The 14820-nt window shown below is 69.6% G+C and carries 12 protein-coding genes, 1 tRNA gene and 1 pseudogene; 5 read left to right on the top strand and 9 right to left on the bottom strand.

Annotated features, from left to right (window positions below):
- Positions 1 to 57: 57 nt before the first annotated feature.
- Entirely contained in the window at positions 58 to 579 is a 522-nt protein-coding gene (locus LK06_RS10845) for a hypothetical protein (protein WP_043404508.1), read from the bottom strand.
- Positions 580 to 679: 100 nt separating this feature from the next.
- Here LK06_RS10845 and LK06_RS10840 point away from each other — a divergent pair, with 100 nt between their 5' ends.
- The 3 genes from LK06_RS10840 (at position 680) to LK06_RS10830 (ending at position 4396) form a co-directional block, all read left to right on the top strand.
- The gene (locus tag LK06_RS10840) at positions 680 to 1399 is read left to right on the top strand and encodes a response regulator transcription factor (protein ID WP_039649292.1); all 720 of its coding nucleotides are present in this window, start codon (positions 680 to 682) and stop codon (positions 1397 to 1399) included.
- Complete coding sequence (locus LK06_RS10835; protein WP_039649290.1) at positions 1396 to 2799, top strand: sensor histidine kinase; 1404 nt, start codon at positions 1396 to 1398, stop codon at positions 2797 to 2799. Before LK06_RS10840 ends, LK06_RS10835 begins: the two co-directional genes overlap by 4 nt.
- A 112-nt stretch (positions 2800 to 2911) precedes the next feature.
- A complete protein-coding gene (locus LK06_RS10830) occupies positions 2912 to 4396 on the top strand; it encodes a cellulose binding domain-containing protein (protein ID WP_043432416.1) in 1485 nt (494 codons plus the stop codon).
- Positions 4397 to 4520: 124 nt separating this feature from the next.
- Here the strand turns inward: LK06_RS10830 and LK06_RS10825 are convergent, their stop codons facing one another.
- The 4 genes from LK06_RS10825 to LK06_RS10810 form a co-directional block, all read right to left on the bottom strand.
- Positions 4521 to 5948: a GH1 family beta-glucosidase gene (locus LK06_RS10825; RefSeq protein ID WP_039649286.1), complete on the bottom strand. Its 1428-nt coding sequence runs from the start codon at positions 5946 to 5948 to the stop codon at positions 4521 to 4523.
- Between the two features lie 107 nt (positions 5949 to 6055).
- Positions 6056 to 6946: a carbohydrate ABC transporter permease gene (locus LK06_RS10820; RefSeq protein ID WP_039649283.1), complete on the bottom strand. Its 891-nt coding sequence runs from the start codon at positions 6944 to 6946 to the stop codon at positions 6056 to 6058.
- A complete protein-coding gene (locus LK06_RS10815; protein WP_043434333.1) occupies positions 6943 to 7968 on the bottom strand; it encodes a carbohydrate ABC transporter permease in 1026 nt (341 codons plus the stop codon). Before LK06_RS10815 ends, LK06_RS10820 begins: the two co-directional genes overlap by 4 nt.
- Positions 7965 to 9284 carry an ABC transporter substrate-binding protein gene (locus tag LK06_RS10810; RefSeq protein ID WP_039649279.1) on the bottom strand — a complete coding sequence of 440 codons (1320 nt, stop codon included), beginning with the start codon at positions 9282 to 9284 and terminating at the stop codon, positions 7965 to 7967. Before LK06_RS10810 ends, LK06_RS10815 begins: the two co-directional genes overlap by 4 nt.
- 312 nt (positions 9285 to 9596) lie before the next feature.
- On the opposite strand from LK06_RS10810, the gene LK06_RS10805 reads away from it, so the two are divergent.
- Complete coding sequence (locus LK06_RS10805; RefSeq protein WP_039649277.1) at positions 9597 to 10652, top strand: LacI family DNA-binding transcriptional regulator; 1056 nt, start codon at positions 9597 to 9599, stop codon at positions 10650 to 10652.
- Between the two features lie 329 nt (positions 10653 to 10981).
- Here the strand turns inward: LK06_RS10805 and LK06_RS10800 are convergent.
- From LK06_RS10800 to LK06_RS10785, 4 genes and pseudogenes are all read right to left on the bottom strand, one after another.
- Positions 10982 to 11054, bottom strand: a tRNA-His gene (locus tag LK06_RS10800).
- A 127-nt stretch (positions 11055 to 11181) separates the two neighbouring features.
- On the bottom strand, positions 11182 to 11784 hold the full coding sequence (gene orn / locus LK06_RS10795) for an oligoribonuclease (RefSeq protein WP_039649274.1): 603 nt from the start codon (positions 11782 to 11784) through the stop codon (positions 11182 to 11184).
- 208 nt (positions 11785 to 11992) lie between these two features.
- Positions 11993 to 13225 (bottom strand): annotated as a pseudogene (locus LK06_RS10790) (helix-turn-helix domain-containing protein).
- A 378-nt stretch (positions 13226 to 13603) separates the two neighbouring features.
- Positions 13604 to 13873 (bottom strand): hypothetical protein, encoded by a 270-nt coding sequence (locus LK06_RS10785; protein WP_174673848.1) that lies wholly within the window; start codon positions 13871 to 13873, stop codon positions 13604 to 13606.
- A gap of 310 nt (positions 13874 to 14183) precedes the next feature.
- Here LK06_RS10785 and LK06_RS10780 point away from each other — a divergent pair, with 310 nt between their 5' ends.
- Complete coding sequence (locus tag LK06_RS10780; protein ID WP_039649271.1) at positions 14184 to 14711, top strand: universal stress protein; 528 nt, start codon at positions 14184 to 14186, stop codon at positions 14709 to 14711.
- Positions 14712 to 14820 lie beyond the last annotated feature (109 nt).

Below are 14820 nucleotides of genomic sequence, written 5' to 3'. Positions count from 1 at the left end.
GTGGCCCCGGTCCGGTCGCCCGTCCACGCCGAGCGGTGACCAGTGCCGCAGCAGGTACTAGTAGGTGCCCACGTCCACGTGGGGTGGCCCGTCGTGCCAGGCGCAGAACACCGACACGCGGTCCGTGCTCTTGCTGAACTCCACCCGGATCCACGTCTCGGTCTTCCATATCTGCATCGACCAGCCGGTCGCCGGAGTCGCCGAGACCAGGGTGGCGCTCGTCGTACCCAGGTCGAAGACCGCCCGGCCGCCGCCGGTGTCGTAGGCCTTGACCCGGCCGGACGGGGAGGCCGCGGGAGCGGGGGACGGAGCGGAGGAGGACGCGGCGGGGCCGGGAGGTGCGGCCGGCGTGCTCTGCGCCGGATCCTTCGGCGTGTTCCTCGACGGGGCTGGCCGAGGGGTCGGCGACACGGGCGGTGCCGAGCCCCGCGCGGTGGCGTCGGCGACCGTGACCGGCAGGGCGCGCGGCGGGTCGTAGGCGGTCCCCGCCATCACCGTGTGCACGCCCCACCAGGACAGCGTGACCGCCCCGCCGGTAGCGAGCAGCCACGCCAGTACGTGTACGAGTCCTCTGCGCATCGAGGGCCATACTGCCTTAGGTGGCGCATCGACGGTCCACAGATCGAGAGTTGTCCACAGGCCCGGACCGGGCCCGCCCGCATGGCGTACGGTGCGGCGCATGGCAAGTGTGCTCGTGGTCGAGGACGACCAGTTCGTACGCTCCGCGCTCATCCGGCAGTTGACTGATGCCTCGCACACCGTGCGCAGCGTCGGTACTGCCCTGGAAGCGCTGCGCGAGGTCGCCCATTTCCGCTTCGACGTGGTCATCCTGGACCTTGGACTGCCCGACCTGGATGGCTCAGAGGCGCTGAAGATGCTGCGCGGCATCACCGATGTGCCCGTCATCGTCGCCACTGCCCGGGACGACGAGGCGGAGGTCGTCCGGTTGCTGAACGCCGGCGCGGACGACTACCTCACCAAGCCGTTCTCCGCCGAGCACCTCTCCGCCCGCATCGCGGCCGTGCTGCGCCGGGCCCGTACGCACGCCGTGGAGGACCAGCCCACCCCCGTGCTCCGCGTCGGCGGCCTGACCGTGGACCCGCTGCGCCGCCAGGCCGAACTGGACGGAGCGCGGCTGGACCTCACCCGCCGCGAGTTCGATCTGCTGGCCTTCCTGGCCGGCCGTCCCGGTGTGGTCGTCCCGCGCAAGGAACTCCTCGCCGAGGTCTGGCAACAGTCGTACGGCGACGACCAGACCATTGACGTCCATCTGTCGTGGCTGCGGCGGAAGCTGGGGGAGACAGCCGCCCGGCCGCGCTATCTGCACACCCTGCGCGGGGTCGGGGTGAAGCTGGAACCGCCCGCGCTCTCCGGCGGGGAAGAGGAGCCACCGCGATGAGATGGGCCCTGGTCAAGGTCTGCCTGGCCGTCACCACGATGGTCGTCGTCGCCTTCGCCGTTCCGCTCGGCCTGGTCGTCAAGGAGATGGCCCGGGACCGCGCGTTCTCCAACGCCGAACGGGAGGCCGCTGCCGTCGCGCCCGCGCTGTCGATCACCACCGACCGGGACCAGCTGGAGCGGGTGGTGGCCTCCGCGGGCGCGGACTCCGGGATGGCGGTCCACCTGCCCACCGACGGTGGCCGCACCGCACTCGATCTGGGCCGGCAGCGCGTCGCGGACCGCGCCATCGAGGTCGTACGGAAGCTCGGTCGAGCCTCCACCACGTCCGTCCCCGGCGGCTTTGCCCTACTGCAGCCGGTCGCGCTCGGTTCCGGCGCGATCGCGGTCGTCGAGGTGTACGTCCCCGAGTCCGAGGTGACCAACGGCGTCGGTACGGCCTGGGCGGTGCTGGCGGGGGTCGGTATTGCGCTGACCGTCGGTTCGGTTGCCGTCGCCGACCGGCTGGGGGTGCGCATGGTGCGGCCCGCGCGGCGGTTGGTCGAGGGCGCGCACGAACTGGGGGAAGGCAAGCTGGGTGCCCGGGTCGCGGAGGAGGGGCCGGACGAACTCCGCCTTGCCGCAGTCGCCTTCAACGCCATGGCCGACCAGGTGGTCCAGCTCCTTGCCAATGAACGTGAGCTGGCGGCCGACCTGTCCCACCGGCTGCGCACCCCACTCACCGTCCTGAGGCTGAATGCGGCCTCCCTTGGTGCCGGACCGGCCGCCGAGCAGACTCGGGCCGCCGTCGCCCAGCTGGAACACGAGGTGGACACCATCATCCGTACGGCCCGGGAGGCCAAGCCGCAGACGGCCGTCGCCGGACCGGGTGCCGGGTGCGATGCCGCCGAAGTGGTGCGTGAACGCATGGAGTTCTGGTCCGCCCTGGCCGAGGACGAGGGCCGCAAGTGGAGGGTGGCCGGCGTCGAGAGGCCGGTACGGATACCCGTGGCCCGCGCCGACCTGGCCGCCGCGCTGGACGCCCTGCTCGGCAACGTCTTCCGGCACACTGCCGAGGGCACCGCCTTCGCGGTCGACGTGCACAACGGCGAGGACGCGGTGATCGTGCTGGTCTCCGATGCGGGCCCCGGCATATCCGATCCGGATGCGGCGATGGCCCGAGGCCGCGGCTCCGGGAACGCGGGCTCGACCGGCCTGGGGCTCGACATCGTCCGCCGCCTCGCCGAGTCCACCGGCGGGGACGTCCGCATCGGGTCCTCGGTCCTGGGGGGCACCGAGGTGCGCATCTGGTTCCAGCTCGGCGGGCGGGGGCTGGCCGGACGGGGGCACCGAGGGTCGGTGCGCAGGCGCCGAACGGGCAAACTGGTCTCTGCCATTAACCGTCCCCGATCCCTCCCTTAAGCGAACCCTAAGGTCTCCAACGGCCGTCCTGATCAGGCTCTTTGTCCGGTTTCGGATCGCTAGCGTGCTGCCGCATCTCCCCCTCCCGTGATGAACGAAGGCAGGCAGGCGCATGAGCACGCACCGGCGCAGGATCAGTGGCAGGAACAAAGCAGTAGGCGGACTGGTGGCCGCGGCCGTGATCGGTGGCGGCGCGGTCCTGCTCACCGGTACCGCGCACGCGGCCGGCGTCAACGCCGCGTACACCAGGACCAGCAGCTGGTCGACGGGCTACACCGCCCAGTACGTTGTCACCAACAACAGCGGCCAACCGGAGAAGACCTGGACACTGGAGTTCGACCTGCCCGAGGGAGCCCAGCTCAGCTCCCTCTGGAACGGCGCGTCGAGCGTGAACGGGCAGCACGTCATCGTGAAGCCGGCGACGTGGGACACGGGCGGCCTGGCCCCCGGGAAGTCGGTGACCGTCGGCTTCGTGGTCAACGGCGCCGGTGACCCGACGGGCTGCCGTGTCGACGACACCCAGTGCTCCGTGGACGATGGCGCGACCCCCGAGCCGAGCGGCCGTCCGACGGAGAACCAGTCCGTGCCCCCCACCCAGTCTGCAACGCCCACCCAGACGAAGACCGCTTCCCCCACCCAGAGTGCGCCCCCCACCCGGAGCACCACGCCCACCCCCACGGGGAGCACCGGTAGCGGTACCACCACCTCGGCCGGTTTCGCCCCCTACGTCGACACCTCCCTCTACCCGCCCTTCGACCTCCTCGCCGCGGCGGACGCCACCGGTGTGAAGAACTACCACCTCGCCTTCATCACCGACGGCGGCGGCTGCACCCCCAAGTGGGGCGGTGTGACCGAGGTGACCGGTGACGCCGTGGCCGCGCAGATCGGCTCGCTGCGGGCCAAGGGCGGGGACGTCCGGGTCTCCTTCGGCGGTGCCTCTGGCTCCGAACTGGCCACCACGTGCTCCTCGGCGGACGCGGTCGCGGCGGCCTACGGCAAGGTGATCGACGCCTTCAAGCTCACCAAGGTCGACTTCGATGTCGAGGGCGGTGCGCTGCCGAACACGGCTGCCAACACCCGGCGCGCCCGGGCCATCACCGAACTCCAGGCCCAGCACCCGGGCTTGGACGTCTCCTTCACGCTCCCGGTGATGCCCGAGGGCCTGACCCAGGACGGCGTGAACCTGCTCACCAACGCCAAGTCCAACGGGGTGCGGATCGGCACCGTCAACATCATGGCGATGGACTACGGCGCCTCGTACGGCGGTGACATGGGTAGCTATGCCGAGCAGGCCGCGACGGCCACCCAGGCCCAGGTCAAGAGCGTGCTGGGGCTTTCCGACCGCGCTGCCTGGAAGACGGTAGCCGTCACCCCGATGATCGGTGTCAACGACGTCTCCTCCGAGGTCTTCAAGGTGGACGACGCCACCCAGCTGGTCGACTTCGCCAGGTCCAGGGGCCTTGGCGGTCTGTCGATGTGGTCCGGGACCCGGGACAAGCAGTGCGCCGGTGGCGCCAAGAACACTGCTGATGCGACATGCAGTTCCGTCACCCAGGACCCGTTCGCCTTCTCGAAGGCCTTTGCCGCGTTCAACTGACCCGCCGGGCAGCGTGACCACCGCACGGCGGCCGTGGGCCGTGGCAGGCCCACCGAGATGCCCGGGGCCCACGGCCCTGTCTACGAAGGGCGCGGCACCCCGTGCGGGTGCCGCGCCCGGCTCGTCACGCCGCCCGCACGGGTGGCAGCGTCCCCGCCCGGGCTGCCTCGCCGTACCAGCGGGCGCTCGACTTCGGCACGCGCTCCAGCGTCGCGTAGTCCACGTACACCGCGCCGAACCGTTTCCCGTAGCCGTACGCCCACTCGAAGTTGTCCATCAAGGACCATAGGTAGTAGCCGCGCACATCGGCGCCGTCGGCCATGGCACGGCGGACTGCCGAGAGGTGGCCGTGCAGGTAGGCGATGCGCTCGGGGTCGTGGACCCGCCCGTCAGGGCCGGGCTTGTCGTTGCAGGCCGCGCCGTTCTCCGTCACGTAGAGCGGCAGGCCGGGCGCCTCCCTGGTGTACCGCATGATCAGCTCGTGCAGTCCCGTCGGGTCGATCGTCCAGCCCATCTCCGTACGTTCGCCCGGCGTCTGGTGGAACAGCACGTCGTCGGCGCCCGGCCAAGGCGAGTGCTCGCTCGCCCCGTGCCCGTCCGCGCGTGCAGTGCCGACCTTGCCGGGCTCGGCCGACACCAGGGCCGGGGTGTAGTAGTTGAGGCCCAACGCGTCCAGGGGTGCGTTGATCGTGCGGACGTCGCCATCTCGGACGCACGACCAGTCCGTGACGGACGCGGTCGCCCTGAAGAGCGACTCGGGGTAGGCCCCGTGCAACATCGGGCCGTGGAAGATGCCGTTCGCCAGATCGTCGATCCGCCGGGCCGCTACCAAGTCGGCCGTTTCCTGTGAAAGTGGCCGTACTACAGCGGAGTTGAGACTGACCGCGACCTGGTTCCGGGCCGGCATCGCCGCGCGCAGGGCCGCGGCGCCCAGCCCGTGCGCCAGGTTGAGGTGGTGGGCCGCACGCAGCGAGGCCGCCGGGTCGGTGCGGCCGGGGGCGTGGACTCCCGAGGCGTAGCCCAGAAAGGCGCTGCACCACGGTTCGTTGAGGGTGATCCACCGCTCCACCCGGTCGCCCAGTGCCTCGCCCACGAACTGCGCGTACTCGGCGAACCGTAGGGCGGTGTCCCGTTCCGGCCAGCCGCCCGCGTCCTCCAGCTCCTGTGGCAGGTCCCAGTGGTAGAGGGTGATGGCCGGCTGGATCCCGTGGTCGAGGAGCTCGTCCACCAGGCGGCGGTAGAAGTCCAGTCCCACCTGGACCGCCGGCCCCCGGCCAGTCGGCTGCACCCGGGACCAGGATATGGAGAAGCGGTAGGCCGTCAGGCCCAGCTCTGCCATCAATGCGACGTCGTCGCGGTAGCGGTGGTAGTGGTCGACGGCGATGTCCCCCGTCTCGCCGCCGGCCGTCTTGCCCGGCGTGTGACTGAAGGTGTCCCAGATGGACGGGGTGCGACCATCCTCCCGCACCGCCCCCTCGATCTGGTAGGCGGAGGTCGCGGCGCCCCAGAGGAAGGCGGGAGGAAAGGCCGCGGAGGAAACGGAATCAGGCATGGTAGCGCTCCCATCGGTCGTGGTGACCGGCCAGGTGGTGGGAAGGGTGGGGGAGGGGACCGGGGGACGGGGCGGTGGGCCGGTCCTTGAGGGGCTCGGCCGTCTGGTCACCCCTTGACGGCGCCCTGCATGATCCCGCCCACGATCTGCCTGCCGAACAACAGGAAGGCGATCAGCAGCGGCAGCGTGCCGAGCAGCGCGCCCGCCATGATCACCGCCTGGTCCGGGACGTAGCCGGTGCCGAGTGAGTTCAGTGCTACCTGCACGGTCGGGTTCTGCTGGTTCAGGGCGATGATCGGCCACAGGAAGTCGTTCCAGGCGAACACGAACGTCAACAGGCCGAGCACCGCCATCGCGGGCCGGGCCGCCGGAAAGACCACGTGCCACACGGTCCGCAGACTGCCGGCCCCGTCCACCCGGGCTGCCTCGATCAGTTCCGTGGGCAGTGCTTGCACCAAGTACTGCCGCATGAAGAACGTGCCGAACGCGGTCGCCAGGCTCGGCAGGATCACCGTCTGCAACTGGTTCGACCAGCCGAGGTCCGACATCCACAGGTACAGCGGTACGACCGCCAGTTGCGGCGGGATCATCATCGTGCCGACGGTCAGCAGCAGAAGCACTCCGGAGAAGCGGAACCGCAGCTTGGCGAAGGCGAAACCGGCCAGTGTCGCGAACAGCACGGTGCTCACCGTGATCGTCCCCGCGACGAACACGGAGTTGAACATCGCTGTGCCGAGCCCCGCCTGGTCCCAGGCCACCCGAAGGTTCTTGAACAGGTTGCCACCGAACCACAGCGGCGGCGGGGTCTGGGCGAGCCGCCGGTCGGTACGCGAGGCCGCGATCGCCGTCCACACCAGCGGCGCCAGTGAGAGGAGGGCGAAGACGGTCAGCACGGCGTACGTCAGCGGCCCCGCGTGCAGTTGTCTGCCTGCCCCCGTCATCCGCCGCCGGCGCTCCGTGCCCATCGGCCGGGAGCGCGTCAGTTCCGTCGTGGTCATCGTGTCCTCCCCAGCCGCCGGGTGAGGAGCAGGTTGACCGCGGCGATGACGAGCAGGATCAGGAACATCGACCAGGCGATGGCGGATGCCTTTCCGAGGTTGCCGATGATCCAGCCCTGGTCGTACAGGTAGAGACCGAGCGTCTGGTACTGGTGCTCGGAGCCGCCCTTGGACCCGCTGACCCCGCCGAACAACAGGGGTTCGCCGAAGAGCTGTGTGGCACCGATGGTGGAGACGATGACGGTGAAGAGGACCGTCGGCCGCAATTGCGGGATGGTCACGTGCCGGAACTGCTGCCAGCGGTTGGCGCCGTCGAGTGCGGCGGACTCGTAGAGGTCGACCGGGATCGCCTGCATGGCGGCCAGGTAGATCAGCGCGTTGTACCCGGTCCAGCGCCAGATGACGATGGACGACACCGCGAACTGCGAACCCCAACCCGACTCGCGCCAGTTGACCGGACCGACCCCGAAGAAGTGCAGGAACCAGTTGATCACGCCGCCGTCCCAGGCGTACAGCAGGGTGAACACCAAGGTCGCTGCGGCCACCGAGGTGGCGTACGGGGTCAGCATCACCACGCGCCACACGGTCGAGCCGCGCAGTCTGTAGTTCAGCAGGTGGGCGAGTCCGATCGCGGCGAGCAGTTGCGGCACCGTCGAGATCACGCCGATGGTGAAGGTGTTCTTCAGGGCGTTCCAGAAGAAGTCCGAGGACAGCAGGTTCTCGTAGTTGTCCAGGCCCGCCCAGGACTGGTGGTCCAGGGCCGACAACTGCACGCGGTGCAGCGAGTACCAGGCCGTGTAGAGGAGTGGGACCAGCGAGAAGGCCCCGAACAGCAGGAAGAAGGGGGCGACGAAGGCGTACGGCGATGCTTTCGTGTCCCAGCGGTAGAGCCGGCTGCGCCAGGAGCCGGCGCCCGCCGGCGCACCGCGGCCACGGACGGCCCGGGACGCGCCCGGTGGGATGCCGGGCGCGGCGCCGGAGCCCGACGCGGGCTGCGCCAGAGCCTGCTTGGAGCCGGTCATCGGCCGAGCACGTCCTTGATCTCGTTCTTCGCGGCGTCCCAACCCTGCGCGGGCGACTTGCCCTTCTGCTCCACTTGGAGGATGCCGACGTCCGTGATCGCCGAGTTGATCGGTTGGTCCTTGATGCCGAAGTACTGCGTCGGGATGGTCTTCGCCGCGGCGGAGAAGATCTGGGTGATCGGTGCGTCCGAGAAGTAGGCCGTGGTGTCCGCGGCTGGCTTCAGACCCGGGTACGCCGACGGTGTCGAGGGGAAGCTCGCCTGCTTGGCGAAGACCTTGGCCTGCTGCTCCGGCGCGGTCAACCACTTCGCCAGTGCGATGGCCTCCTTGCGGTGCTTGCTCGCGGTCGGTACGCCGAGGAAGGAACCGCCCCAGTTGGCTGCGGTCGGGGCCGCCGCCACGTCCCAGTTGCCCTTGCCCGAGCCACCGGACTTCTGCTCGATGTAGCCGATCATCCAGGCCGGGCAGGCCACGGTCGCGAAGGTGCCGTTGGCGAAGCCCTGGTCCCACGGTTTGTCGAACTGCTTCAACTTGGCCGACATACCGGTCGTGGCCACGCTCATTGCCACGCTCCAGGCCGACTTGACACCCGGGGACCTGTCCCAGACGACCTGGCCGTCCTGGTCGTAGTACCGCTCGCCCGCTCCGCCGAGGGCCGCGTTGTACACGGAGGACGCGGAGTCCACGAACGTCGTGCCCCTGGGTGCGTTCTTCATGTACTGCTTGCCGACGTCGACGTACTTGGCCCAGTCGCCCTTCCACTCGGCGGCCAGCTTGTTCCGGTCCGTCTCCAGGCCGGCCTTCTTGAACAGGTCCTTGCGGTAGCAGATCGCCATGGGGCCGATGTCCGTGCCCAGCGCGATGGTCTTGCCGTCCTTGGTGGTGGCCTGTGCGAGCTTCCAGCCCAGCCACTGGGACGTGTCCACCGACTTGCCCAGGTCCACGAACTTGTCCGCCTGGGTCTGCACGGCCTCGGTGATGTTGCCGACCTCGATGGCCTCGATGTCGTCCGTTCCGGAGCCCGCCTGGAGGCGGGTGAGCACCTTCGGCCAGTAGACGTCGGTGCGCGTGGTGACGTTCTCCTTGATGCTGATGTCCGGGTGGAGCTTCATGTACTCGTCGTAGAGGCCGGCCTGCTGGTAGCCGAAGACACCGAAGGTCCCGACGGTCAGCGTGGTCCTGCCGCCGTTACCAGCGGAGTCGTTCGACGAACCGTCGTCCGAGTCGCTGGCGCAGCCGGCCAGCAGAGCCGTGGTCAGTGCGGCCACGGCCGCGAGGGCCATCAGCCGCTGGGACCGGCGGATGCTCGTGCGCATTGCGTCCTCCTGTTGCCTGACGTGCCGCCCCCGGCCAACTGCATGGAATCGGGCCCGTTCGTACTCGCTGCGGCTCGGGCGGGGAACGTGCGGGATGTGTAGGTGCCAGGTAGTGTGGGAGCGCTCCCATACGTGATGCGTTGAAGAGTCTCCGGTCAGTGGCGGGGTGTCAAGGGATCGGACAGTGTCGAGTGCGTTCAGTTGTCCGAGCGTTGACCGGGTCTGGCCGCACGTCCGGTACCACTCGCCACTCTGGCCAGGGCTGTTAGATTCCAGCCAGCGGGGATGACGGTGTTGAGGGAGGCGGAGCCGATGGCAAGCCACGGAGCGCGGGGCCGGAGCGGTGGGCGGCCCACGCTCGAAGAGGTCGCCGCCCGGGCCGGGGTCGGCCGGGGCACCGTCTCACGGGTGATCAATGGTTCGCCCCGGGTCAGTCAGGCGACGCGCGCCGCGGTGGAGGCCGCGGTCGCCGAACTCGGCTACGTCCCCAACACCGCCGCCCGTGCCCTCGCGGCCAACCGCACCGACGCGATCGCCCTCGTCGTCCCCGAGCCGGAGACCCGCTTCTTCGCGGAACCCTACTTCTCGGACATGCTGCGCGGTGTCGGCGCCGAACTCTCCGACACCGAGATGCAGTTGCTGCTGATATTCGCCGGCAGCGACCGGGAGCGGCAGCGGCTCGCCCAGTACCTCGCGGCCCACCGGGTCGACGGCGTCCTGCTGGTCTCGGTGCACGCCGACGACCCGCTGCCCGACCTCCTGGCGCAGTTGGAGATCCCGGCCGTGATCAGTGGTCCCCGCTCGGCCGCCGAGACACTCACTTCGGTGGACTCCGACAACTACGGCGGCGCCCGCTCCGCGGTGGAGCATGTGCTCTCCCGGGGCCGCCGCCGGATCGCGCACATCACCGGCCCCTTGGACGTCTACGGTGCTCAGCGTCGCCTGGACGGCTACCGGGACGCCCTGCGTGATGCGGGCCGGAGGGTGGACGAACTCCTCGTGGAACAGGGCGACTTCACCGAGGAGGGTGGTCGGCGTGCAATGGCGGCCCTGCTCGACCGCCGTCCCGACCTGGACGCGGTCTTCGCCGGCTCGGACGTGATGGCAGCCGGCGCACGTCAGGCGCTGCGCGAGACAGGCCGCCGCATCCCGGACGACGTGGCTCTGGTCGGCTACGACGACTCGGTGATCGCCCGCCACATGGACCCGCCACTCACCAGCGTCCGCCAGCCCATCGAGGAGATGGGCCGCGCGATGATCGGCTTGCTGCTCGCGGAGATCGCCGATCGCCGCCCGGCCGTGTCCCGGGGGCCGGATCGGCGGCACGCGGTCCTGCGGACGGAGCTGGTGGTGCGGGCGTCGTCGTAGGCGGCGCAGCCGGAGAGGGGTAAGGGCTCGACCTCGGTGACCGGGGCCCGAGCCGTTCGGGTGTCGGCCAGTGCTGTTCGAGGGAGGCTTCCCGGGCTGCCCGGGCCTTGGCTGCCGGTCGCCGTGCACCGGGGACCGTGTGGACAGGCGTCTGCAGATCGGCGAGCGCGGCGCTGACGAGCGCCTTGACGTGCGGGAGGTCAGGGCCGGTCCCGGTGGGGTTCAGGGGCGGCACCCCATCGTGGTGCCGGTCGCGTCAGAGCCGCATCCCGCGGACGAGAAAAGCCGGTGACCCCGTCTCGCGACGGAGTCACCGGCTGATTACCCAGGGTGAGTGACGGGACTCGAACCCGCGGCATCCTGGACCACAACCAGGTGCTCTACCAGCTGAGCTACACCCACCATGACCGACGGTTCACTCGGTGGTTTCCCCGACCGGCCGAGAAGAAGTCTACAGGGTCCGAAGGGATGCTCGCGCACAGGTTTTCGCGCGGGTCCCCGGGCGGACCCAGAGGCCGCTCCCAGGAATTTACTGCGCGGGAAGGACGTGCTTGGCGGCGATCGTCTTCGCGGTATCGGAGTCCGGACCGGGCTGCGGGACGAAGATGGCCTCGCGGTAGTAGCGGAGCTCGGCGATCGACTCGCGGATGTCCGCGAGGGCCCGGTGGTTGCCGTTCTTCTCCGGGCTGTTGAAATATGACCGCGGATACCAGCGGCGGGCCAGCTCCTTGATCGAGGACACGTCGACGATCCGGTAGTGGAGGTAGTCCTCCAAGGTCGGCATGTCCCGCAGCAGGAAGCCGCGGTCGGTGCCCACGGAGTTGCCGCACAGGGGAGCCTTGCCCGGCTCCTTGACGTGCTCCCGGACGTAGGTGAGGACCTGCTCCTCGGCGTCGGCCAGCGTCGTGCCGTTCTCCAACTCGGCGAGCAGTCCGGATGCGGTGTGCATGTGGCGCACCACTTCCGGCATCGTCTCCAGTGCTCGCTCCGGCGGGCGGATGACGATGTCCACGCCCTTGCCGAGCACGTTCAGTTCGGAGTCGGTGACGAGGGCGGCCACTTCGATGAGCGCGTCGTCGGACAGCGAGAGGCCGGTCATCTCGCAGTCGATCCACACCATGCGATCGTTCATGCGTCTCACCTTACGGCGCGCCACCGGGAGCGGGACCGGGTGTGCGGCGTCCCTGTCGGTGCGCGTTCATGGATGTACGCAGAGACAGCGCCCGGGAGAAGGCAGAGAGACGGTCAAGGCAAGGCCGGGAGAAGGTCGAGACGAGGCCAGGAGAGGGAGGAGGGGGCGGAGTACGACTCCGTCCCCTCCTCCCTCCGTTACTCCTCGCTCAGCTGCCGCTGCGCGGACCCGGCAGCAGGCTGACCGCACCGGCTGCCGTGCGGCGGCTCTGCATCGGCACTCCGCCGTCCGGGTGCAGGACGGTGGGCGCGGGACCCATCGGCCCGGGACCCATCGGCCCGGGACCGGACAGGCCCGGAGGCGGGCCGCCCTGCTGACTGGACGTCGGCATCGGCGTCTCCGGGTCGACTGACTTGTCGCCCTGGGGTCGGCGGGCCCGGTAGGCAGCCCGGTAGGCGGCGGGGGACGAGCCGAGCTGGCGGCGGAAGTGCCCGCGCAGCGCGACGGGGGAGCGGAAACCGCACCGGCCCGCCACTTCGTCCACGGAGTAGTCCGACGTCTCCAGCAGCCGCTGCGCCTGCAGCACCCGTTGCGTGATCAGTCACTGCAGCGGCGCGCTCCCGGTCAGCGAGCGGAACCGGCGGTCGAACGTACGGCGGCTCATGTAGGCGCGTGCCGCCAAGGTCTCCACGTCGAACTGCTCGTGAAGGTGTTCCAGCGCCCAGGCGACGACCTCGGCGAGCGGGTCGGCGCCGATCTCCTCGGGTAAAGACCTGTCGAGGTAGCGCTCCTGCCCGCCGCTGCGTCGCGGCGGGACCACCAGGCGCCGGGCGAGCGCGCCGGCCGCCTCGTTGCCGTGGTCCGTCCGCACGATGTGCAGACAGAGGTCGATGCCGGCGGCCGTGCCGGCCGACGTCAGGACGTCGCCGTCGTCGACGAACAGCTCCCGCGGATCGACGTGCACTGACGGATAGCGCTTGGCCAGCGTGGGTGCGTACATCCAGTGGGTGGTCGCTGGGCGCCCGTCCAGCAGTCCGGCCGCCGCGAGCACGAACGCGCCCGTGCACAGCCCCACGATGCGGGCACCCTCTTCATGGGCCCGGCGCAGCGCGTCGAGCGCCTCCTCCGGTGGTGGCGAGGTGATCGAGCGCCAGGCCGGTACGACGACCGTCCCGGCGCGCGAGATCGCCTCCAACCCGTGTGGTGCGGTGAGTTCCAGGCCCCCGGTGGTGCGCAGCGGGCCTTCCTCACCGGCGCATACCAGCAGGCGGTAGCGCGGCACTCCGGCGTCCTGGCGGTCGATGCCGAACACCGACAGCGGAATGGAACTCTCGAAGATCGGGCCGCCGCTGAACAGCAGCACCGCGACGATCTCCTTGCGGCGTCGCCCGGAGAGTTTCCGGGCTGCGGCTTCCGGCGCGGCGGTGGAGTCGTGGCTCATACTGCTAAGCCCCCCTCGGTGGTCGCGGCTCCTCGGTTGTGTCGCTCCTGCACGTTTCCCCTCGGTCCTGCACGAGTCCCCCGCCGTAAGACAGTCAAGATCGAATCTACTGGTTCCCGCGGTCTGACGGTGACCAGTTCCACACGCGGCACATTGTCGACATGACAACTTGGCGTGAAGCATTCGATCACGAAGCGTTGCACTCGTGGGCCGTGCAGGGAAGTGCGCCTCGTCGTAGTGGCTCAACCGCGTAGGGTGTGCAGCGCGCCGTAGACCCTTTCCGTGCAGGTGGAACGGGGGGTGGAGGGTGGTCTGGACCCCTTCAGACCCACATCGGGAAGTTGGCTGAAAAGATGCGTTCCGGGGTGCGGAAACCGGTCAGTCGACCGGTGGGCGGCCTTGGGTGTGACGTCCGCCTCTTTGCGTGGCGCAACGTTCGGCGCAACGTTCGGAGCGGCGCAGCAGGAACCGGCAGACGGCCGTGACGGCGGCCAGCCCCAGCGCGGTACCCGTCGCGCCGGCCAGTGAAGTTCCGTACCAGACCAGGACCACGGGGACGAGAACGCAGCTGAAGACGCCCCAACGGATCACGTCGCTCACGGAATCCGGTGTGGAGTGCGGTTCGCGGGTGGATTGGGGTCCGGGCATCTCGTACTCCCTGAGGCGGTGGTTCACGGGGGTTCAACGCCCGTTCGACGACTCGGTCACCGGCCACGCATCTGTGAATCTCGTGCAAACCGGCTGTACGGGGCAGCGAGCATTGCGTTACGGGCGCTGCTCGTGCATGCTCCGGTGAACCCCTGCGGACGTCGGGGGCCGCTCACGGAGCGTGCGCGGTATCTGGGCTCAGGAGGCGTGCCGCCGTACCCTTGGGGGTATGGGCTTGGGAAGATGTTTCCCGGACACAGCTCCGCGCATACTGTCGTCCCACCCAAAGGATCACAACGCCGAGACAGCCATGGCCGGTCACGAATTCTTCGAACCCGCGGACCGCAAGCGGCCGGTCGCCGATCCCACGGCGGCCGATCCTCTGGCGGCGGAGGAGTCACGCCCTTGCTGCGACCCCGCCTTCCAGCACGGAGTCGTCGTCGGCTTCGACGGCTCCACCTCCAGTGAACGGGCCCTCGCCTACGCGATCGGCATGGCGCACCGCTCGCACTCCGGCCTGATCATCGTGCATGTCGCCAACCGGCTGCCCACCACCGTGTGGGCCGGCTGCGAGCCGCCCGTCTTCGTCGATGTGCCGGACCACCGCACCGAGGTCCTCGGGCTGGAGCTGGCCTGTGCGGACTATCTGGCCGAGGTGCCGTGGATCCTGGTCGAACGGGGAGGCGACATCTGCCACGAACTCGAAGAGGTGGGGCGGGAGTACGAGGCCGACGCGATCGTCGTCGGTTCCACGCACGGCATCGTCGGTCGGCTCTTCGGCTCCGTCGCGGGGCGACTCGCCAAGCGGGCGCAGCGACCGGTCATCGTCATCCCGTAGGCGCTCACACAGCGTCAACTTCCTTTGTGTACGCGACAATCTACTCGCGCGTAAGAGGTGTTTGTGTCCTTGTGAAGGGCATATACCGGTCACCGCGCAACTGCACATG

This window comes from Streptomyces pluripotens, from assembly GCF_000802245.2.
GTDB lineage: Bacteria > Actinomycetota > Actinomycetes > Streptomycetales > Streptomycetaceae > Streptomyces > Streptomyces pluripotens.
Note: the sequence above shows the minus strand (reverse complement) of the source record. Positions and strands in the feature narration are given on the sequence as shown.